Annotated in this window: 15 protein-coding genes; 11 read left to right on the top strand and 4 right to left on the bottom strand. The window is 72.0% G+C overall.

Features of this window, described 5'->3' with window-relative positions; all coding sequences use genetic code 11:
- The first annotated feature begins 70 nt into the window (after positions 1 to 70).
- The 3 genes from BM290_RS15005 (at position 71) to BM290_RS14995 (ending at position 7177) form a co-directional block, all read left to right on the top strand.
- Positions 71 to 3076: an ABC transporter permease family protein gene (locus BM290_RS15005; protein ID WP_093614284.1), complete on the top strand. Its 3006-nt coding sequence runs from the start codon at positions 71 to 73 to the stop codon at positions 3074 to 3076.
- A complete protein-coding gene (locus BM290_RS15000; RefSeq protein ID WP_093614282.1) occupies positions 3073 to 6066 on the top strand; it encodes an FtsX-like permease family protein in 2994 nt (997 codons plus the stop codon). The genes BM290_RS15005 and BM290_RS15000 overlap by 4 nt, the downstream gene beginning before the upstream one ends.
- A gap of 457 nt (positions 6067 to 6523) precedes the next feature.
- Positions 6524 to 7177 (top strand): ABC transporter ATP-binding protein, encoded by a 654-nt coding sequence (locus BM290_RS14995; protein ID WP_093614280.1) that lies wholly within the window; start codon positions 6524 to 6526, stop codon positions 7175 to 7177.
- A gap of 506 nt (positions 7178 to 7683) precedes the next feature.
- On the opposite strand, the gene BM290_RS14990 is transcribed toward BM290_RS14995, so the two are convergent.
- Positions 7684 to 8523: an ABC transporter ATP-binding protein gene (locus BM290_RS14990; RefSeq protein ID WP_093614278.1), complete on the bottom strand. Its 840-nt coding sequence runs from the start codon at positions 8521 to 8523 to the stop codon at positions 7684 to 7686.
- A 67-nt stretch (positions 8524 to 8590) separates the two neighbouring features.
- On the opposite strand from BM290_RS14990, the gene BM290_RS14985 reads away from it, so the two are divergent.
- Positions 8591 to 9529 carry a ribose-phosphate diphosphokinase gene (locus BM290_RS14985; protein WP_093614276.1) on the top strand — a complete coding sequence of 313 codons (939 nt, stop codon included), beginning with the start codon at positions 8591 to 8593 and terminating at the stop codon, positions 9527 to 9529.
- Between the two features lie 65 nt (positions 9530 to 9594).
- Positions 9595 to 11622: a hybrid sensor histidine kinase/response regulator gene (locus BM290_RS14980; RefSeq protein ID WP_239143554.1), complete on the top strand. Its 2028-nt coding sequence runs from the start codon at positions 9595 to 9597 to the stop codon at positions 11620 to 11622.
- Here the strand turns inward: BM290_RS14980 and BM290_RS14975 are convergent.
- Both BM290_RS14975 and BM290_RS14970 read right to left on the bottom strand, forming a co-directional pair.
- Complete coding sequence (locus BM290_RS14975; RefSeq protein ID WP_093614757.1) at positions 11619 to 11891, bottom strand: PLD nuclease N-terminal domain-containing protein; 273 nt, start codon at positions 11889 to 11891, stop codon at positions 11619 to 11621. The two genes, BM290_RS14980 and BM290_RS14975, sit on opposite strands and share 4 nt — an antisense overlap.
- Positions 11892 to 11965: 74 nt before the next feature.
- Entirely contained in the window at positions 11966 to 12739 is a 774-nt protein-coding gene (locus BM290_RS14970; protein WP_093614274.1) for an SGNH/GDSL hydrolase family protein, read from the bottom strand.
- Between the two features lie 217 nt (positions 12740 to 12956).
- Here BM290_RS14970 and BM290_RS14965 point away from each other — a divergent pair, with 217 nt between their 5' ends.
- On the top strand, positions 12957 to 13331 hold the full coding sequence (locus BM290_RS14965) for a hypothetical protein (RefSeq protein ID WP_093614272.1): 375 nt from the start codon (positions 12957 to 12959) through the stop codon (positions 13329 to 13331).
- Between the two features lie 256 nt (positions 13332 to 13587).
- On the opposite strand, the gene BM290_RS14960 is transcribed toward BM290_RS14965, so the two are convergent.
- Positions 13588 to 14607, bottom strand: a complete 1020-nt coding sequence (locus tag BM290_RS14960) for a LacI family DNA-binding transcriptional regulator (protein ID WP_093614270.1) — start codon at positions 14605 to 14607, stop codon at positions 13588 to 13590.
- Positions 14608 to 14741: 134 nt separating this feature from the next.
- Between BM290_RS14960 and BM290_RS14955 the strand changes: the two genes are divergently transcribed.
- From BM290_RS14955 to BM290_RS14935, 5 genes are read left to right on the top strand one after another with little or no spacing between them, the layout of a single operon-like run.
- Positions 14742 to 16715 (top strand): beta-galactosidase, encoded by a 1974-nt coding sequence (locus tag BM290_RS14955; protein ID WP_244903920.1) that lies wholly within the window; start codon positions 14742 to 14744, stop codon positions 16713 to 16715.
- Positions 16712 to 17575 carry a carbohydrate ABC transporter permease gene (locus BM290_RS14950; protein ID WP_093614266.1) on the top strand — a complete coding sequence of 288 codons (864 nt, stop codon included), beginning with the start codon at positions 16712 to 16714 and terminating at the stop codon, positions 17573 to 17575. Before BM290_RS14955 ends, BM290_RS14950 begins: the two co-directional genes overlap by 4 nt.
- Complete coding sequence (locus tag BM290_RS14945; protein WP_307837939.1) at positions 17572 to 18405, top strand: carbohydrate ABC transporter permease; 834 nt, start codon at positions 17572 to 17574, stop codon at positions 18403 to 18405. The genes BM290_RS14950 and BM290_RS14945 overlap by 4 nt, the downstream gene beginning before the upstream one ends.
- 29 nt (positions 18406 to 18434) lie before the next feature.
- A complete protein-coding gene (locus BM290_RS14940; RefSeq protein ID WP_093614264.1) occupies positions 18435 to 19757 on the top strand; it encodes an ABC transporter substrate-binding protein in 1323 nt (440 codons plus the stop codon).
- On the top strand, positions 19754 to 21787 hold the full coding sequence (locus tag BM290_RS14935) for an alpha-galactosidase (protein ID WP_093614262.1): 2034 nt from the start codon (positions 19754 to 19756) through the stop codon (positions 21785 to 21787). Before BM290_RS14940 ends, BM290_RS14935 begins: the two co-directional genes overlap by 4 nt.
- The last annotated feature ends 37 nt before the right edge of the window (positions 21788 to 21824 follow it).

Genomic DNA, 21824 nt, shown 5'->3' with positions numbered 1-21824 from the left:
CGTCTGTCCACAGGGGTCCCCGAGCTGCCCTCGGATCGCGTAACGTCCCCCGCAACCGGGGGAGGGGTGAATGTTCGCGCTCGTCTTCGGCGCGGTGCGGACCCGAGCCGCACAGGTGCTGACCATTCTGGTGCTGACCGCGCTCACCGCGGCCGTCGCCGCGGCCGGTCCGTGGTATGGGTTCGCCGCCGTCGGCACGGCCGCCGACGCCTACCTCGACGCGGCGCCGCCCAGCCAGCGCACGGTCACGGTGACCAATCGCGTCGACACCCGGGGCGACCCGGCCGGCGCCCTGCGCCAGTTCGCCGAGCAGGTGCGCGCCGGACTCCCCGCCGGGGTCGGCCCCGGCCTCACCGGCATCTCCGCGGCGATCAACCTGCAGATCGGACCGTCCGGCACCAACATCGACCTGGACTTCCGTGACGAGTTCTGCCAGCGGGTCCGGCTCGACGGGGCGTGCCCGGCCGCCGCCCGTGAGGTGGCCCTCAGCCACGACGCCGCCCGCGTGCTCGGGGTCTCCACCGGCGACGAGCTGACCGTTCTCACCCCGTCCTCGCCCGAGCCGCTGCGGCTGACGGTGGTCGGCCTCTACGCCCGGTCCGAGCCGACCGGCACCTACTGGTCCAGCCGCCTGTTCCGCTCCGCGACCGGGCCGGATCCGATGTTCACCGTGACGGCCACCTTCGAGCATCCGCATCTGCGGAGCCCGACCGTGGCGTACGACGTGGTGCTCCCCAACGCCCTGCTGCGCGGTGACGGCGGGTTCGACCTCGGCGCCGCGCTCATCACCTCCGACCGTCTGCTCGGCCAGTCCCAGCTGCGGCTCAGCAGCCAGGCCACCCCGCTGCACCAGGCGATCGTCCGTGATCGGGAGACCATCCTCGACGGCATCTCGGCCTCCGGCGCCCAGCTGCTCGTCCTCACCTGGTTCGCGCTCGGGCTGGCCGGGTGGTACACGTTGCGGGACCGCCGGGCCGACGCCGCCCTGCTCAAGCTGCGCGGCGTGAGCCGGTTCGGCCGGCTGCGGCTGGCCCTCGGGCAGCATCTCGTCCCGCTCGCCGCCGGCGCGCTGGTCGGCGCGCCCCTCGGATATCTGGTGGCGTGGGCGCTGGCCGGGCCGGTGCCGGTCGCGGTGGACCGGCAGACCGCCCTGGCCTGGAGCGCGCTCGCGGTCGGCGCGGTGCTGGCCGGTGGCCTGCTGGTGCTGGCCGCGGTCGAGGCCACCGTGCTCGGCCGGCCGGTCTCCGCGCTGCTGCAGCGGGCCGCGTCCGGGCGTGGCGCCTGGCGGCCCGCCCTCGTCGACGTGGTCCTGCTCGCGATCGCCGCCGCTGCTCTCTACCAGGTCCGTTCAGCCGGCACGGGCGACGGCCTGGGCCGGGCCGGCCTGGCCATGGTCGCGCTCGCCGCCGGCCTGATCGCCGCCCGCCTGCTCAACCGGCTCGCCGACCGGGGCGGCGCCGCGGCGCTGCGCGCCGGACGTCTGCGTGCCGGGCTCACCGCCCTGCGGATCTCCCGATCACCCGGCTCCGACCGGTTGTTCGTGCTGGTCGTCGTGGCCGTCGCGCTGTTCGTCACGGCGGCCGGGGGCTGGGCCGCGGAGAGCGCCGGCCGGACCGCCCGCAGCAGCGCCGAGCTCGGCGCGAGCCGGGTGCTGACCGTCGGCGCCGCCAACCGGACCGTCCTGCTCAACGCGGTCCGCACCGCCGACCCCGGCGGCCGTGCGGCGATGGCCGTCGTGCGCAACCGCACCGACACCGCCCAGATCCTCGAGGTGGACACCGCACGGCTGGGCGCGGTCGCCGCCTGGCGCTCCGAGTACGGTCCGGTCACCGATCTCCCCGAGGCCGTCGCCGCGGCGTCCCTGACCCCGCTGCCGCTGGTCACCGGCGACCGGCTGACCATGACCGCCCGCCGCGAGGGCGATGCCGCCGTGGCGCTCACCCTCCACCTGCAGCACGAGGCGACCGGCCAGCCGGTGACGGTGGGGTTCGGCGCGCTGCGGGCCGGCGACCAGACCGTCACCGTGCCGGTGAGCGGCTGCACACCGCCGCCCGGCTGCCGGCTCGTCCGCTGGGAGCTGACCCAGCCGCCCACCAGGGACGGCCGGCTGCGGCCCGCCCCGCCCGGCTCCGCCGTCGTCGTGCGCGCGCTCGGCCAGGACACACCGGTCCTCGACGGCGCCACGCTCGGTGACATCATCCGCTGGCGGGTCGGCACCGTGGGCGCCTCCGTCGACCTGGTCGCCGGTGGCGGGACGCTCAGGCTGGCCGCCGACGACAACACCACCGAGGTGGACCGGGTGGGCACCGAGGTGTGGGCGTCCGACCGCCTGCTGCCGATGCCGGCCCTGCTGGCCGGCCCGGTCCCGGACCGATGGCTCGACGACGAGGCGCTTCTCGTGGGGTATGGGGAGATGGCTCCGGTGCAGGTGATCCGCAACGTGTCCGCCCTGCCCTCCCTCGGCGGCTCCGGCCTTCTCCTCGACCTGGACACCACCCGTCGTCTCGCCGGCGCTGCCGACCCCGGCGGCCAGTTCCAGGTGTGGCTCGCGCCGGACGCGGGGCCCGGCATCGTCGACGCCCTCACGGCCGCCGGCCTGACCGTGACCGACGACATCGACGTGGCCGATCACGCCGCCCGCCTCGGCACCCAGGGCCCGGCCGTCCTCGTCCGGTTCGAGCTGCTCGCCGGTGTCGCCGCGCTGCTGCTCGCGGCGGCCGCCGTCGCCGTCGCCGCCACCGTGGACCGCCGCGCGCTCGCCGAGCAACTGGCCGCGCTGCGCCTGCAGGGCCTGCCCCGCCGGGTCGCGGTGAGCACCGGATGGGCCGGCACCGCAGCCCTGATCCTGGCCGGGCTCGCCGGCGGTGTGTTCGCCGCGCTGCTCGCCGTCGACGTGACCGGCCGGACCGTTCCGCCCTTCACCGACGGCTGGGCCGTCCTCGCCCCGCCCGGCCCGCTGGACCCGGCGGCGACGGCGCTGGCCGTGGCCACGGCGCTGACGGTGCTCGTGCTGACCGGCCGGCTCGCCCTGCAACCACTGATGAGAAGCCTGCGCGACGGGGAGGCCGGCCGATGATCTCCCTGGTCCTGGCAATGGTCTGGAACCGGCGCGGCCAGGCCGTCACCCTGGCGCTGCTGGCGATGCTCGCGGTCGCCTCGGCCGTCGCCGCGCCCGCCTACCTGATCGCGGCCGAGCGGGCCGTCGCCGCGGGGCAGATCGCGACCGCGCCGACCAGCGAGCTCACCCTGGCGGCCCGCCGCACCTCCGACAGCCTGGAGGAGCCGTCCCGCAGCGTCGGCATCAAGTTCCCCGACGTGGGCCGGGTCCTGCTGCTCGGGTTGAGCGGGTTCACCTTCTACCACTCCGCCGAGGTGCCGACGGTCGGGCTCCTGCCCACCAAAGACCTCCCGACCCGGTTCGTCTTCCGTCAGGATCTCTGCGCCCACGTGCAGCTGACCGCCGGGCGCTGCCTGGCCGGCGAGGGCGACGTGCTGATCGGCGAGAAGACGGCCCAGCAGCGTGACCTGGCTCCCGGCGACACCTTCAGCCTGACCGCGGCCCGGTCGAACGGCCTGGCCCGCCCACCCGTCTGGGACCCCGACGGCGCGCCCAAGAAACTGACCGTCGCCGGGATCTACCGGCCCACCGAGCCCACCTCCGCGTATTGGGGGCTGCACGGCTACTTCGTCTCCGGCGACGGCATCGGGCCGGGCGAACCGGTCTTCACCACCGCCGGCACGCTCGACACGATGCAGCGGACCACCACCGCCATGGCCATCGACGGCATCGCCCGGCCCGGCACCCTCGACGTCGACCGGCTCGACCAGCTGCGCGCCGACATGCTCCGGCTCGACGCCACCGCCGCCGAGCTCGAGGACTCGCTGCAGTTCGACAGCGGCATCCCGCACCTGCTCGACCGGATCGACGAGGGCCGCGCCGCCGCCCGCCGCCTCGTGCCGGTGCTGGCCGTGCCGCTGGTGCTGCTCGCCTGCTTCACCATCTACCTCACCGTCGGGTACGGCGCCGAGGGCCGGCAGAGCGAGCTCGCGGTTGTGGCGTTGCGCGGCGCCCGCTGGTGGACCCGCTGGTGGCTGGCCACCGGCGAGAGCCTGGTCGCCGTGCTGGCCGGGGCCGTCGCCGGATGCCTGGCCGGGCAACTACTCGTCAACGGCGTGGCCGCGGCCCTCTTCCCCGGCGTCGGGTCGGCCCCGGCGTTCACCTCGCTGCGGTATGCGCCGGTGGCCGCCGCCGCTGCTCTCGTCGCGGCGGTGGCGGCCCAGCGCCGGCAGTTGATCAGCCCGGTCACCCGGCTGCTACGGCGTACCCCGCCCGCCGACCGCCGCCGGCTGGCCGCGGCCGAAGCCGTCGTCGTGGTCCTCGCCATCGCCGCCGGCTCGCAGTACTTCCTGTCCGCCGAGCCGCTCGTCGGAGTCGGTCTGTTCGCGCCCGCGCTGATCATGCTGGCCCTCGGGCTGATCGCGGCCCGGCTGCTGCTGCCGCTGGTCAACAGGTATGCCGTCCGCGCTCTGGGCCGCGGGCGGCTCGGCGTCGCGCTGGCCGGCCTCCAACTGTCCCGCCGTCCCGGCGCGGGCCGCCTGTTCGCCCTGCTCGTGGCGTCCGTCGCGGTCGCCGGCTACGCCGCCTGCACGGTCGACACCGCCGCCCGTGGCCGCGACGTCGAGGCATCGCTCGGCACCGGCGCGGAGCGGGTCCTCGTCGTCCAGTCCGTCAGCCGGCAGGATCTGCTCACCAAGGTCCGGCTCGTCGACCCGGAGGGGCGGTTCGCGATGGCCGCCGTCCGCATCCCCGGCAGCTCCACCAGCCCGCCCGGCCTCGCCGTGGACACCAAGGCGCTGGCCGCGGTCCCCGCCTGGGCGGCCGGCGGGCCCGACCGGGAAGGGCTCGGCCGGCTGCTCCACCCCGACGAGCCGCCACCGCCCGTCGTCTTCACCGACCAGGACATCTCGGTCGAGGTCAACGCCGTCACCAGCGGAGTCATGCAGCTGGCGGTCTCCGTGTCGGCGATGGACGGCTCCGGCTTCCAGGTGGTCGAGTTCGGCGATGTGAAACCCGGGACCCACACCTACCGGCAGGACGTGGCGATCTGCGAGAACGGATGCCGGCTCAACGCGATCCGCGTCTCCGGGACCGGCAGCACCGCCGAGGTCACCGGCGACCTGGTGATCCGCGGCATGCGGACCACCGCGCCCCCGCCGCTCGACCCCGGCCGCTGGCGGGCCACCCAGTCGACGCGTCTGTCCGCGGCGTCCGACGGCCTCCGGGCCGAGCTCACCGTCACCGGAGCGGTCGCCGACACCGCCTGGATCCAGCCGGTCACCACGCCCTACCCGCTGCCCATCGCGTACGCCGGGAAGCCACCCGTCGACGGCACGATCATCGACTCCGGCGCCACCACCATCCCGGTCGCCGCCACGGTCGACGTGCCGGCCGTGCCCGCCCTCGGCCGTACCGGAGTCCTCATCGACCTCGAATACAGCGACCTCGTCTCGGTCGCCCCGAAAGCCGTGCCGCAACCCGAGGTCTGGCTCAACGCCGACGCCCCCGCCGACGTCGTCGACCGGCTCTCCCAGCAGGGCCTCCAGGTCGTGTCCGAGACGTCCGCGGCCCAGGTCAAAGCCGGACTCGACGAGCAGGGGCCGGCCGTCGCGCTCTGGTTCCACCTGCTCGCCGCGGTCCTCGCCGGGCTCCTCGGCGCCGGGGCGCTCGCCCTCACCGTCGCCGTCGACCGGGCCCGCCGCACCGAAGACCTCACCGCACTGCGCACCCAGGGGCTCCGGCCACGCCCGGCCGGCTTGGCGACCCTCTGGACGTACCCCGTGCTGGTCGTCATCGCCACCACCGTCGGCCTGCTGGTCACCGCCGCGGCGTGGCGGCTCACCGGGTGGGCGCTGCCGCTGGCCGGCCTCACCCCGCCCGACCTGCCGCTGCCGGCCTGGCCCCGGCTCACGGCGCTGCTGGCGGCGGTGGGGGCGGTTCTGGCCGTCCATTTCCTGGTGGCCATCCTCGGTGGGCGCGACCTGCGCCGCCGGATCGAGCCCCGGTGATCACCGTCCTGCCGCGGCCCGGGTGTCCGCTGCCGGTCCTGGTCGATTTCCCACCGTGAGCGGGGCCGATCGCCGCGGTGTCACGGGGGCGGGTGCGACAGCAATTGGCGGCGGCGGCGCGGACGCGGCGGCGGTGCGCCTGCAACGATGCTGCGGCGAGCGCGGCGGGGGGTAACGGCGATGGTGCGGTGGGCGGCAGCGCGGTGACGGTGGAGCGGCGGTTGCGGTGCGGTGGGGGGCAGTGCGGTGGGCGGCAGTGCGGTGACGGTGCAGCGGCGGTTGCGGTGCGGTGGGCGGCAGTGCGGTGGGCGGCAGTGCGGTGACGGTGCAGCGGCGGTTGCGGTGCGATGGGCGGCAGCGCCGAGGTGGTGCGGCCGGGGGTTGCGGCGGGGCGGTGCGGTGAGCGGGCCTCGGCGGTGCGGTTCTTGATGTGGGCTGGGATGGGGAGGAGACGAGGATGGGGACGCTGACGGTCGAGGGTGCCGATTTCGGGTACGGCGATGGCGACCCCGTGCTGTCCGGGGTGACGCTGACCGCACGGGCCGGGGAGGTGCTCGCGGTCACCGGTACCTCCGGTGCGGGCAAGACGACGCTGCTCAACGCCATGGCTGGGCTGCTGTCGCCGCGTGTGGGGACGGTGGCGGTCGACGGGACGGCGCTGACCGGCCGGGATCACGCGGTCTCGCTCGACGTGGTGCTGATCCCGCAGGACAACGGGCTCGCGGCGATTCTGACCGCTGCCGAGAACGTGTCGGTGGCGGTGATCGCCACCGGAGGCACGCCCGCTGATGCCCGCCGGCGTACCGCGGAGTGGCTGGAGGCGCTGGGGCTCTCCGGTCAGGCGAATCAGTTGATCGACGAGCTGTCCGGCGGTCAGCAGCAGCGCGCCGCCCTGGCCCGGGGGCTCGCGCTGCACGGCGACATCGTGCTCGCCGACGAGGTCACCAGCGAACTCGACGCGGCCAACCGGCAGCGGGTGCTCGACCTGCTGCGCGCCGAGGCGGCCCGGGGCGCGACTGTCGTCTTCGCCACCCACGACCCGGAGGCGGCCGCCGCCTGCGATCGCGAGCTGCATCTCGCCGACGGCGTCGCGACCTGGCCGCGCCCCTGACCACACTCTTCGCCGCGATCACGGCCGAGCCGAGCGAGGTCCGAGGCAGACCGGACCCCGTGATCGCGGTCGGGTCCAGTGGGGTTTGCGGTGGGCCGGGCGTCGCGGTCGGGTCCAGGGGGTGTGCGGTGGGCCGGGCGTCGCGGTCGGGTCCAGGGGGTGTGCGGTAGGCCGGATCCCGTGATCGCGGTCGGGTCCAGTGGGGTTTGCGGTGGGCCGGGCCTCGCGGTCGGGCCCAGGGGGGTGTGCGGTAGGCCGGATCCCGTGATCGCGGTGGGGTCCGGTGGGGTTTGCGGTGGGCCGGGCCTCGCGATCATGGTCGAGTTCCAGGGCGGTCCGTCGCGAACCGGAGCCCGCCATCACGGCCGAGCCCGGCGGCGTCCGCCATGGACCCGACCGCAGGTCACCACATGGCGTGGTGCGCGGGGACGGGGCAGGACGGGATACCGCGCGGGGTGGCCGAGTGGAGTGGGGCGGTGCTTCGGGCGTACCTCGGGAGGGTGGTTTCAGGGGGTCTCGTGCCCGGAGGGCACCAGGGTGACCTCGCCGTCCACGTGGGCGACAGTGAACAGGGTGCCCGGCGGGTAGGAGCCCAGCACCTCCGGTGGCAGCTGGACGGTGCCGTCGCCGGCGACGACGGCGAAGTCCTGGCCGTCGCGGCCCTCGGCGCCCACCCGGCCGTCGCGGATGGTCACGGCCCGGCCCAGGCGGGCGCCGACCTCGTTGTCGTGGGTGACGACGACGATGGTGGTCTGGCGTTCGGTGTTGACCGTCTCCAGGGCGTCGAGGACCTCGTCGCGGCCGGCGGTGTCGAGGCGGCTGGTGGGCTCGTCGACGAGGAGCAGGCCGGGGCCGGTGGCGATGCCGACGGCCAGGGCGGCGCGCTGGCGGCCGCCGGGGGTGAGGTCGGCGAGTCGGCTGCGGCCCTGGCCGGGGAGTCCGACCAGGTCGAGGATGCGGTCGGGGTCGTCGAGCTCGATGCCGCGGGTGTGTGCGGCCCGGCGCTGGGCGAGCCAGATGTTGCGGTGCAGGGTGGCATAGGGGAGCAGGTTGCGGGCGGCGCCCTGCAGGACGACGCCGATCTCGGTGCCGCGCAGCCGGGAGATCTCGCCGTCGGAGAGTTTGCCCATGTCGTAGGTGCCGATGTTGATGCGGCCGGCGGACGGGCGCATCAGGCCGGCGAGCAGGGCGATCAATGTGGACTTGCCGGAGCCGGACGGGCCGACGAGGGCGAGGGTCTCGCCGGGGGCGATCGACAGGTCGACACCGGCCAGGGCGACCACGTCACCGGCCTCGGCCCGATAGATGTGGACGACACGGCGGCAGGCGACGGCGAGTCCGTTCATGGGTGTCAAGCTAACCGAGCCCGGACCGGTGTTTCGACCCCGAAGCGGGGCCTCTTATCCTCGGGCCGTGCGCGACATCGCCGTTTTCACCGGATCCGCCCATCCTGATCTTGCGAAGGAGATCTGCGAGCACCTCGGTGTACCGCTGCTGCCCACCCGGATCGACCGTTTCGCCAACGACTGCATCGAGGTCCAGCTGCAGGGGAACTGCCGGGAACGTGACGTGTTCCTGATCCAGCCGCTGGTCCCGCCGACCCAGGAGCATCTCGCCGAGCTGCTGTTCATGCTGGACGCCGCGCGGGGCGCGTCGGCCGCCCGGATCACCGTGGTGCTGCCGCACTACGCCTACGCCCGTAGCGACAAGAAGGACGCCCCGCGTATCTCGATCGGGGGACGTCTGGTCGCCGACCTGCTCACCACCGCCGGCGCCGACCGGGTGCTGGCCATGACCCTGCATTCGCCGCAGGTGCACGGCTTCTTCAGCATCCCGGTGGATCACCTGCACGCGTTGCGGGAGCTGGCCCACCACTTCCGCGGCTACGACCTGAGCAACACCGTGGTGGTCTCGCCGGACCTGGGCAACGCCAAGGAGGCCGCGGCCTTCGCCCGGATGCTGGGGATCGAGGTGGCGGCCGGGGCGAAACAGCGGTTCGCCGACGACAAGGTGGTGATCAGCTCGGTGATCGGCGAGGTCGCCGACCGGGACGTGATCGTGCTGGACGACGAGATCGCCAAGGGCAGCACCGTCTTCGAGCTGCTGGCCCGGCTGCGGGAGCGCAACGTGCGCAGTGTCCGGGTGGCGTGCACGCACGGCCTGCTCACCAACGACGCCGTGCAGCGGCTTTCCGCGGAGAAGGAGATCGAGGAGATCGTCTGTACGAACACGGTGCCGATCCCGAAGCACAAGGCGACCGACAAGCTGACCGTCATCTCGATCGCTCCGGCGCTGGCCGAGGCCATTCGGCGGATACACAACGGCGAGTCGGTCAGCGCCCTCTTCAGTTAGCCCTAATTACGCCGAATCGCCCGCACACCGCGAGGCAAACGCGAATCATGATGCTCATGGGTGTCATGGCTTCCCCCCTCCGGTATGCGCTTGCCGACCTCGCCCTCGCACTCAGCCGAGCGGCGGCGGATCCGGCCGAGGTACGCTCCACGGCCGCCCGCGCCGCAGCCGACATGGTCGGTGACGGCGCGGGTGTGCAACTGCTCCGTGACGACGGGCACTACGAGGAGATCTCGTACCACCACCTCGACAACGAACGTTCGGCTCCGCTGGCCCGGGACCTGTCCCGGGCCGGCCAGACCCCGGACGACGAGTTCTCCACCACCCTGGCGGCCAGCCGGCGTCCGATCGTGCTGGCCGGCGAGTCGGCCGCCGCTCTGGCCGCGCCCGAGCTGGGGGTGAGCGCGGCCGTCCTGTGCCCGGTGATCGTCGACAACACGTACGCCGGATATCTGATCCTGACCCGCCACACGCCGGACGCCCTCTACTCCACCCAGGAGGTGGAGCTGGCCCGGGACATCGCCGGGGAGCTGTCGCTGGCGGTCGGCTCGTCCCGCGCCCTGGAGCGGCTGCGCAACGCCGAGGAGCGGTACCGCCGGGTGCTGGAAACCATCCCGGAGGGTGTGCTCCAGCTGGACCCGAACGGGGTCGCCACCTATGCGAACGAGCCGATCGGCGTGGTCCTGGGCATGCAGCGGGCCGAGCTGATCGGGGTGTCGTTGCGCGGCTTCCTCGACAACGTGGGCCAGAAGGAGCTGGACCGGCGGATCAACGAGTGCCGGACGGGCCGGTCGACGGTCGGGGCGACCCGGCTGATGCGCGCCGACGGGTCGCGCCGCAGCGTCCGGATCAGCATGATGCCGGTCCAGGACGAGAGCCACGAGTTCGCCGGCGTGCTGTGCATGATCACCGACACCACCGACCACATCGACGCGCGCGGCCTGAAACGGCAGCTCGACCACCTGCGCCGGCTGGACAGCCTGGGCCATCTGATCGGTGGGCTGTCGCACGACTTCAACAACCTGATGACAGTGGTGGCCGGGTCGGCCGACATGATCCTCAGCACCGCCGACGAGGAGTCGCCGCACCATCAGCTCGCGAAGGACATCCTGGACGCGGTGGGCACCGGGCGTACGCTCACCCATCAGCTGCTGGCGTTCGGCCGCAGCGAGGGACATCGCCCCGAGGTGATCCCGATCCCGGACCTGCTCACCGACGTGCAGGCGCTGTTCAGCCGGACGCTGGGCGAGCGGATCGGCCTCGACCTGGCGTTCGGCCCGGATGTGTGGCCGGTGAAGGCCGAGCGCGGCCCGCTGGAGCAGGCCCTGGTCAACCTGGCGGCGAACGCCCGCGACGCGATGCTGCACGGCGGGATGGTACGGGTGACCGCCACCAACGAGACCGTGGAGCCGGGCCAGCTGGCCGAGGGCGCGCCGACCGGCAAGCTGGTGCATCTGGTGGTCACCGACACCGGCACGGGCATGGAGGACGAGGTACGCCGCCGCGCGCTGGAGCCGTTCTTCACCACCCGCCCGACCGCGGCCGGTCTGGGGCTGGCCACGACCGCCGGGATCGTGCACAACCTGGGCGGGCACATCGAGCTGGAGTCGCAGCCGCGGATCGGCACGACCGTGCACATCTATCTGCCGGCGGCTGAGCAGAAGGCCGGGACGTCGGGGGAGCGGCAGCAGAAGACCGCGGTGATCGGCCGGGTGCTGATCGTCGAGGACCAGCCGGACGTGGCGCAGCTGGTCCGGCGGCTGATCGAGCCGGCCGGGTACGAGATCGCGGTCGCCACCGACGCGCTGACGGCCGTCACCCAGGTGGCCGCGGGCGCCCGGCCGGACCTGCTGATCACCGACGTGGTGATGCCGACGATGACCGGGCCCGAGCTGGCCGGGGCGTTGCGTACCCACCAGCCGGACCTGCCGGTGCTCTACATGTCGGGTTACACGGCCGCGTCGCTGGGCCCGCAACTGCACCTCGACGACAACAGCATGCTGCTGGAGAAGCCGTTCACCCGGTCGACGCTGCTGGGGGCGATCCGGTCGCTCTGCGGTCCGCAGCCGCCGGCTGCACAACGCCCCAGCTAACGGTCGCGCAGGGACTCGGAGAGCCGGCGGAGGAACTCCGGGTCGTCGTCGGGGCCGGCCGGCGCCGGGGCGATGCCGGCCGCCGGGGCGCCGCGGCCGGCCCGGAACCATGCGACCGGCCCGAGGACCGGGCACAGCAGGATGAGCACGGCCCACGCCGCGCGCGGGAACGACTGCAACCGTGACCGCTCGGTGAGCAGGCAGTCGACGAGCGCCACCACGGCGAGCGCGACGACGGCGAGGAAGAACAGCGTGTTCAGGCGGGCCATGACGAACACAGTGGCGTCCGTGGGCGGCGGGTACGGTCCGCCCACGGTGCCACTGGGTTGCTTCGCGCCTCGGGTCAGGCCGCCGAACCGGACAGCGCCGGCAGGTAGCCGCTGGTGTAGCCGCTGCCGTTCGGGTGGTACGAGTTCTGCGGCGGGATGATGGTGAGCCCGTTGATCCACGCCCGGGACGAGCACACCCCGTGCCCGGTGAACTCGTCGCGGACGTCGGACCAGACGAACCCGGCGGCCTCGGCCCGTTGCTTGACCATCTCGTCGAGGACCCGGGCGCCGTCGTTTATCGACCGGCGCTTGGCGGTGCTCATCTCGCAGAGCGCCGACGAGGTGTCGAAGATCAGCGGGTAGCCGAGGACCACCACCCGGGCAGCGGGGGCCTTCGCCCGGATGGCGGCGTAGGTGGCGTCCAGTCGTGCCGGGAGGGTGTTGGCGACGTACGCCTTGCCCTGCTCGACCTTGGCGGCGCAGGCCGAGTCGCTGGACGTCAGGCAGGTGACGACGGTCGGCGCGAACCCGGCGTCGTTGCCGCCGATGGTGATGCTGACCAGGTCGGCGCCGCCGTTCATGGCGGGTATCTGGCTGTTGCGGACGTCGTCGGTGGTGGCGCCGCTGCAGGCCAGGAACTGGAAGGATGCGGGACTGTTGGCCGCGGCCCACTTCGGCGCGTAGCTGTTGTTGCTGCGCAGGCAGCTGCCGGACTGTCCGGACGCGCCGACGCCGGAGGAGTACGAGTCGCCGAGGGCGACGTAGTCGATGCTGCTCGCCGCCTGGGCGGGTGCGGCGAGGACGAGGCTCAGGACGGACGAAGTGACGAGAACACTGACGATTCTCATCGATGGCCTCCGATGCTCCGCGGGGGATCCGGGGACCGAAGCGCTTCGGTTACCGCACAGTAGGCCGAGCGCGCGAGAAAAGGAATCCGGTGAATTTCCTGTTAAGTAGGAGTAACATGCATCGATGTGACCTGGGGCTATCACGCAAGGTCATGTTTCCTGTACGCGTCACGCGGATCTTCAGCATGCGTCCAGACGGGCGAGCTAGCGTCGGATCATGCAAGAGAGCCGGGCCCGCCGACTGGTCGAGACGCTGCGGGCGCGCAACGTGTTCGCTCATCTGAAACTGCCGAGCGCCGGGCGGTCCGGTTATGCCGTCCGCGTCGTGCTGCCCGACGGGCGCGAGGCGCTCTGGGGTGACGACGGGAGCGCCGCTCTCAAGGCGCAGGTCATGCGTGACGGCGTCCTCGTCGGGTTCGTCGACTCGATCCCCGGCTCCGAGGACTTCACCGACGAGCAGGCGGTCGAGGCCATCGCCACGGCCGACTACGACCGGCCGATCGGCCGGTCCGAGCCACCGCCCGTCCACCGTCCGGTCCCGCCGCCTCCGGCGCCGTCCCTGACCCAGCGTTTCCGCGGCCTCCGCGGCTGACGGCGCCGCGCTGAGACACCGGTGACGCCCATACGGGTCCCCGAGCGGTCGGAGCGGCGCCGTGCTGAGACGCCGGTGGCGCCCATGCGGGTCCCCGGGCGGTCGGCGCGGCGCCGGACAGCACCCGGGGTCGGTCGGTGACCACCGCATGAGCCCGGCGGCCGCGCGGCGATCCGGATCACCGCCTGCCTCGCGTCGTAGTCCGCGACGGGGTGGATTCGGCGTGCGCGACCGGTCCCGTACCCCGCAATGGTTGTCAGGCCGAGTCGCGCAGGACCAGCGGCGTGGGCAGGAGCTGGCCGCCCGGATCGGGGTGTTCGCCGCGCAGCTGGCGCAGGATGAGCTGGGCCGCGCACGACCCGATCTCCTTGGCCGGCTGGTGGACCGTGGTGAGCTGTGGCTGGCAGCGGACCGCCCACGTGCTGTCGTCGAAGCCGACCACACCGACGTCGCCGGGGACGCTGCGGCCGGCCTCGCGCAGCGCTTCGAGGGCGCCGGCCGCTATCGCGTCGGAGGCGGCGAAGACACCGTCGATGGCCGGCTCGCGCTCCAGCAGGTCGCGCATGCCCTTGACGCCGGAGCCGTAGTCGTAGTGCGGCACGTCGGACACCAGCTCGTCGTCGAAGAGGGGGCCGAGGGCGTCGCGGAAGCCGGCCAGGCGGTCGATGCCGGAGTCGCGGTCGAGGGCGGCGGCGATCATGCCGATCCGGCGGCGGCCGGTGGTGACCAGGTGCTCGGTGATGGCGCGGGCCGAGCCGACGTTGTCTATCCCGACGAAGGGGATGGTCTGGTCGAGATCGGGCGGATGGCCGACGAACGCGGCCGGCAGTGACAGGTCGCTGATCACCCGGATGATCGGGTCCTTGGTGCGGGCCGAGACGACGATGGCGCCGTCGACGAAACCGCCGCTCAGGTAGCGGGCGACGCGCTCGGTGTCGCGGGCCGACTCGACGACGAGGCTGACCATCTGGTGGTCGGCGAGCGACAGCGCGGCGTTGGCGCCCAGCATGATCGAGCCGATGTTGGGGTCGTCGAGGAAGAGCGAGTGCGGCTCCAGCGCGACGAACGCGACCGCCTGTGACCTGCGCATCTTCAGGGCTCGCGCCGCGTTGTTGGGCACGTAGCCGAGGTCGCTCATCGCCGCCTCGATGGCGGCTCGGGCCTCGGCGGAGACGTATCCACCATTCAGCACGCGGCTCACGGTGCCCCGGGACATGCCGGCGGCGGCCGCGATGTCGTGCACCGTGGCGCGTTTCTGGGGCTGGGGCCGGGACATGTGGTCAACAGTAGCGGCGGGCTATTGACCTCGTCGCAGGCCAGTCCTACTGTGTGCACGTTCACACATCCGTAACCGCCCTTTAGGCTCACGGAAATGTGTGCACGTGCACACATTCCTTGACCAGGAGTTCTATGAAAAGCGTGCGTATGCCGGTCCCGGGCATCAGCCTGGGCTGCGACTACAACCCCGAGCAGTGGTCGCCGGACGTCTGGCGCGAGGACGCCGCGTTGATGCGGCGGGCCGGGGTCGACCTGGTCGCCGTCAACATCTTCGGCTGGTCCAACCTGGAGCCCAGCCCGGGCGAGTACCGGTTCGACGATCTCGACGAGGTCGTCGAGCTGCTGCACACGCACGGCATCAAGATCAACCTGGGCACCGGCACCTCGTCGCCGCCGCCGTGGCTGAGCAGCCGCTACCCGGAGACGCTGCCGGTCACCGCGGACGGGACCACCCGGTTCCCCGGCGGCCGCCAGGCCTGGTGCCCGAGCTCGCCGGTCTTCCGCGATCGCGCGCTCGACCTGGTCGGACGGGTCGCCCGCCGGTACGGCAACCACCCGGCCCTGGCGCTCTGGCACGTCTCCAACGAGCTGGGCTGCCACAACGCCCTCTGCTACTGCGAGACCAGCGCCGACGCGTTCCGGACCTGGCTGCGCGCCCGCTACCGCAAGATCGAGACGCTGAACGAGGCGTGGGGCACCTCCTTCTGGAGCCAGCGCTACTCGGACTGGGCGGAGATCCAGCCGCCCCGCCTCGCGCTCTCCCTGCGCAACCCGGCCCAGCTGGTCGACTTCCAGCGGTTCAGCTCCGACGAGCTGCTCGGGTACTACCGGGCCGAGGCGGCCATCCTGCGTAAGCACTCCACCGTCCCGGTCACCACGAACTTCATGGTCACCGCCCACATCCGCAACCTGGACTACTGGTCCTGGGCGCCGGAGATGGACGTGGTCGCCAACGACCACTACCTGGACCACCGCCTCGGTGACCCGGTGGCGGAGCTGTCCTTCGCCGCCGACCTGACCCGGGGCCTGGCCGGCGGCCGCCCGTGGATGCTGATGGAGCAGGCGGCCGGCGCGGTCAACTGGCAGCCGCACAACGTCACCAAGGCGCCCGGCGAGATGATCCGCAACTCGCTGACCCACGTGGCCCGTGGCGCCGACTCGGTCTGCTTCTTCCAGTGGCGGGCATCGGCCCAGGGCGCCGAGAAGTTCCACTCGGCGCTGCTGCCGCACGCCGGCACCGACACCGTCGCCTGGCGCGAGGTGCTCAAGCTGTCCGAGACGCTGGACCGGATCGGCGAGGTGGCCGGCACCGAGGTCGAGGCCGACGTCGCCCTGCTCTTCAGCTGGGAGTCGTGGTGGTCGTCCGAGGGGGAGGCCCGGCCGTCGCAGGCGGTCACCTATCTGGATCAGGTGCACTCGGCTCACGGGGCGCTGCGGGGCCTGGGCGTGACCACCGACGTGGTCGCCCCGGGCGCGGACCTGAGCCGCTACAAGCTCGTGGTGGTGCCCGGCCTCTACATGATCAGTGACACCGACGCGCAGGCGATCGCCGATTACGTGTCCGGCGGCGGCCGGTTGGTGGTCACCTACTTCAGCGGGATCGTCGACGAGCGGGACCGGATCCGGCTCGGCGGTTACCCGGGGGCGTTCCGGGAGGTGCTGGGGGTGCTGTCCGAGGAGTTCGGCCCGCTGCTGCCCGGAGACACCGTTGCCCTCAGCAATGGTGGTTCCGCGTCGCTCTGGACCGAACGACTGCGCACCACGACGGCCTCGGTCATCGCGACCTACGAGGACGGCGCGATGTCCGGGATTCCGGCCATCACCCGGAATCAGTACGGCGCGGGCACCGCCTGGTATGTCGCCACGAAAACGGATATGTCGGAAATCCTTCGGGAAGCCACCCAGGTCGTGTCCGATAAATCGGACAAAAAGGAAGTGGTGCGTCGTCGTGGTGACGGTCGCGGCTACCTCTTCGTCATCAACCACGGCACGGAAGCCGTCGACCATCCCGCCCGGGGCACGGACCTGATCACCGGCGAGAAGGTCGACGGCGTGCTGACAGTCCAGGGCGGCGGCGTCGCGGTGGTCCGGGAGGAGAACCCATGAGAGGCAAGTGGAAGGCGCTGACCTTCTTCATCCTCCCGTTCGCGCTGCTGTTCGCGGCGTTCTACCTGGCGCCGATCGGGTACGCGATCAAGCAGTCGCTGTACAAGGTCGAGCGACAGGGCACGTTCGGCAAGGCCACCGAGGTGTTCGGCGGACTGGCCCAGTACGAGCGGGTCTTCTCCGACGGCCCGTTCTGGGAGTCGATCGGCCGGGTGCTGCTCTTCGGCATCGTGCAGGTGCCGGTGATGCTGGGCCTGGCCCTGATCTTCGCGCTCCTGCTGGACTCCGGGCTGGTGAAGGGACGGCGCTTCTTCCGGCTGGCGTTCTTCGTGCCGTACGCCGTGCCCGGTGTGGTCGCCGCGATCATGTGGGGCTTCCTCTACTCCCCGAACCTGTCCCCGTTCACCGCGGTCACCAGCAACGTCGACCTGCTCAGCGCCGACTTCGTGCTCTGGGCCATGGCCAACGTCGTGACCTGGGTGTACGTCGGCTACAACATGCTGATCATCTACTCCTCGCTGCTGGCCATCCCGCAGGAGGTGTACGAGGCGGCGAAGATCGACGGGGCCGGGGCGTTGCGTACCGCCTGGTCGATCAAGATCCCGCTGGTGATGCCGGCCATCGTGCTGACCACCGTCTTCTCGATCATCGGCACGTTGCAGCTGCTCGCCGAGCCGGCCGTGTTCCGTACCTTCAGCTCCGCGGTGACCAGCACGTACACGCCGAACCTGACCGTCTACTCCACCTCCGCCATCCCGAACTTCAACCTGGCGGCGGCGTTCTCGGTGGTTCTGGCCCTGGCGACGTGCGTGCTGTCCTTCGCCTTCCTGAAAGTGACCCAGCGGGGAGGCGACAAGTGAAGAACGTCAACCGCCTGGCCCCCATGCTCGTCATGGGCGCCGCGACCCTCTACTTCCTGGTCCCGATCTGGTGGCTGCTGGTGGCCGCCTCCAAGAGCCGCAGCCAGTTCACCTCCACCACCCCGCTGTGGTTCGCCGACTTCTCGCTCCTGGACAACCTGAAGGAGCTGTTCGCGTACGGCGACGGCGTCTTCCTGCGCTGGATGCTGAACAGCGTCGTCTACACCGGCGGCGCCGCCCTGCTCGGCACCCTGCTCGCCGCCATGTGTGGATATGCCCTGGCCAAGTACCGTTTCCCCGGCCGGGAGGCGATCTTCAACATCGTCCTGTCCGGGGTACTTGTGCCGGCCACCGCCCTCGCCCTACCGTTGTTCCTGATCTTCAGCCAGTTCCAGGCGACGAACACCTTCTGGTCGGTCTTCCTGCCCAGCCTGGTGAACCCGTTCGGCGTCTACCTGGCCCGGATCTACGCCACCGCGAGTGTCCCGGACGAGCTGCTCGAAGCCGCCCGCCTGGACGGCTCGGGCGAGGTCCGCACGTTCTTCACGATCTCCACCAAACTGATGTTCCCGGCCCTGGTGACGATCTTCCTCTTCCACTTCGTGGCCGTCTGGAACAACTTCCTGCTCCCGCTGATCATGCTCGGCGAGGAGAAGCTGTTCCCGGTCACGCTCGGTCTCTACTCCTGGAACACCCAGGTGAACCAGATCCCCGAGCTGCGGATGCTCGTGCTCACCGGCGCTCTCGTCTCGATCGTCCCGCTGGTGATCGCCTTCCTGCTCCTGCAGCGCTTCTGGCGCAACGGCCTCGGCTCCGGCGCCATCAAGTAATCCCTCCCTCCCATCAGAAAAGGATCATCATGCGAGCAGCACTCGGCCTCGTCTTGGTTTCCGCACTGGCCCTCGGCGCCTGTTCCTCGGGCGGCGACACCTCCGCCGAAGGCGGCGACACCAAGGCGAGCTGCGCCCCTTCGGAAGGCAACGTCACCCTCACCTACACCACCTGGATCCCCGGGATCGAGAACGTGGTGAAGCTCTGGAACGACAAGAACCCGAACATCCAGGTCAAGGTGCAGACCGGCCCGAACGGCAACGGCGGCACCTACGCCAACTTCTTCAACCAGCTCAAGGCCGGCAACGCCCCCGACCTGGGCCACATCGAGTACGACGCGCTGCCCAGCTTCCGGGTCCAGGACGGCCTGACGAACCTGGCCGACTGCGCCGAGGTCACCGCCGCCAAGGACCAGTTCGTCGACTGGACCTGGGGCCAGGTCTCCTTCGGTGAGCAGAACGCGGTCTACGGCATCCCGCAGGACACCGGCCCGATGGCTCTGTTCTACCGCAAGGACCTGTTCGAGAAGAACAACATCCCGGTCCCGACGACCTGGGAGGAGTACGCGGCGGCGGCCGTCAAGGTGAAGGCGGCCGGCGGCTACATCACCAACTTCTCGCAGAGCGACATCAGCCAGTTCGCCGGTCTGTCGTGGCAGGCGGGCGGCCGCTGGTTCGCCAACGACGGCACCAAGTGGACGGTGAACCTGCAGGACGAGGGCACCACCAAGGTCGCGAACTACTGGCAGGACCTGATCAGCAAGAAGCTCGTCTCGGCCGTCCCGCCGTGGACCACCGAGTGGGACAACGCCTACAACACCGGCCAGGCGTGGACCTGGGTCTCCGCGGTGTGGGGCGCCAACTCCATCAAGTCGGGCGCGCCGGACACCTCCGGCAAGTGGGCGGTCGCCCCGATGCCGCAGTGGACCGCCGGTGGCACCGTCGCCGGTAACTGGGGCGGCTCGTCGACCGCCGTCTTCAAGGGCTCGAAGCACCCGTACGAGGCCGCGAAGTTCGCCCTGTGGCTGAACACCTCCGAGGAGGCGCTGACCGCGCTCAACAAGGAGGCCCAGCTCTACCCGGCGACCAAGGCCGGCGCGAAGCTCCCGGCGCTGTCCGAGGGTGTCGAGTTCTACGGCGGCCAGAAGATCTACGATGTCTTCGCGACGGCCTCCACCCAGGTCTCGCCCGACTTCGTCTGGGGACCGACGATGACCAGCACCTACGCCACCGCGTCGGACGGCTTCAAGGCCGTCGTCTCCGGCACCGGCACCCTGCTCGACACGCTCAAGACCACCCAGGCCAAGACCGTCGAGACCCTGAAGTCCCAGTCCATCCCGGTCGCCGAGTGACCGTGTTCCACCTGCGCGCCGCGGGTGTCAGCCTCGTGCTCGACACCCGCGGCACCGCGTCGGTCCTGCACTGGGGCCCCGACCTGGGCGACATCGACCTCTCGGCGCCGGCGTTCGTCCCGGCGGTGCCACCGAGCTCGATCGACGTACCCCTGCGGTTGTCGTTGTTGCCGTCCCTCGCCGAGGGATGGAGCGGCCGTCCGGCGATCGAGAACGGTCACGGTTTCCGGACCGCCGAGGCCCACCATCAAGACCAGACCTTGGTGGTACGGTCCGCGAGCCCCGATGCCACGCAAGAGGTGGTCACGGAGCTGGAGCTGACGCCGCAGGGCGTCCTCCGAGTCCGGCACCGGCTCACCAACCGTGGCGACCACGAGATCGTCCTCCCGAGCCTCGACGTCCTGCTGCCGATCCCGGCCGAGGCGTCCGAACTGCTCGACTTCACCGGCCTCTGGTCGCACGAGCGCAGCCCGCAGCGCGCCCCGCTCCGGCACGGCATCTGGAGCCGGGAGAGCCGCCACGGCCGTCCCGGGCACGACGACGCGTTCCTGATGGTCGCCGGAGAGCCGGGGTTCGGCTTCCGCCGGGGCCGGGTGTGGGCCGTCCACCTGGCCTGGAGCGGCGACAAACGGATCTGGGCCGAACGCTCCGCCCTCGGCCCCAGCGTCCTCGGCGCCGGCGAGCTGCTCGCCCCCGGCGAGATCCGCCTCGCGCCCGGCGGATCCTACGAGACGCCGTGGCTGGTCGCGGTCTTCTCCGGCAGCGGCCTCGACGGCCTCTCCGACCGCCTGCACCCGTGGATCCGCGCCACCTCGCCGCTGTCCCTGCCGCGCCCGGTCGTGCTGAACACCTGGGAAGCCGTCTACTTCCATCACGACCTGACCGTTCTCGGTCAGCTGGCCGACGCCGCCGCCGAGGTCGGGGTGGAGCGGTTCGTCCTGGACGACGGCTGGTTCACCGGCCGCCGCGACGACCGGCGCGCCCTCGGCGACTGGTCCGTCGACGACACCGTCTGGCCCGACGGCCTGCACCCGCTGATCTCCCGCGTCCACGCCCGGGGGATGGAGTTCGGCCTGTGGGTCGAACCCGAGATGATCAGCCCCGACTCCCGCCTCGCCCGGGACCACCCGGACTGGATCCTGGACGGCGGCGCCGGGCCGACCTGGCGCTGGCAGCGCACCCTCGACCTGACCCGGGCCTACGACCACCTGCTGGAACGCCTGAGCGCCCTGCTCTCCGAGTACCCCATCGCGTTCCTCAAGTGGGACCACAACCGCGACCTGCTCACCCCCGGCGTGGCGCACCGGCAGACCCGTGCCCTGTACCGTCTGCTCGCCGCCCTGAAGGACGCCTTCCCGCACGTGGAGATCGAGAGCTGCGCCTCCGGCGGGGCGCGCATCGACCTGGGCATCCTGCCGCTCGTCGACAGGTTCTGGACGTCGGACACCAACGACCCGCTCGACCGGCAGTCGATCCAGCGGTGGACCGGCATCCTGGTCCCACCCGAATACCTCGGTGGTCACCTCGGCGACGGCGTCGCCCACGTCACCGGCCGCACCTCGGCCCTCGGGTTCCGCCTGGCCACCGCCCTGTTCGGCAGCGCCGGCATCGAGTGGAACCTGACCAGGGCCTCGCCGCAGGAGAAGGCCGACATCGCCGCGTGGATCGCCGAGCACAAACGCCTGCGCCCGCTGCTCCACTCCGGCCGGGTGGTCCGCGCCGACTCGCCCGACCCGGCGCACCTGGTCCACGGGGTGATCGCGCCGGACCGTGCCCACGCGGTGTTCGCCCTGGTCACGCTCGGCACCCCGGCCGCCGCCCTGCCACCGCCGATCCGGTTCCCCGGCCTCGACCCGGACCGCTCCTACACGGTCCGCCCGATCGGCGTCCCGCCCCGCACCATGCAGGACGCCCCACCGCCGTGGCTGGCCGCGGGCGAGGTCACGCTGCCGGGCCGCTTCCTGTCCGAGGTGGGGCTGCCCGCCCCGCTCCTGACCCCCGAGCAGGCCCTCCTGCTGGAACTGGCCTGACCCGGCCGCCCCTCGGTGCTGTCGCGAGCCCTTCGCG

It is taken from the genome of Actinoplanes philippinensis (assembly GCF_900113015.1).
In the GTDB taxonomy this organism is placed as follows: domain Bacteria; phylum Actinomycetota; class Actinomycetes; order Mycobacteriales; family Micromonosporaceae; genus Actinoplanes; species Actinoplanes philippinensis.
The sequence above is the reverse complement of the archived record's forward strand: the minus strand, read 5'-3'. Positions and strand labels throughout refer to the sequence as shown.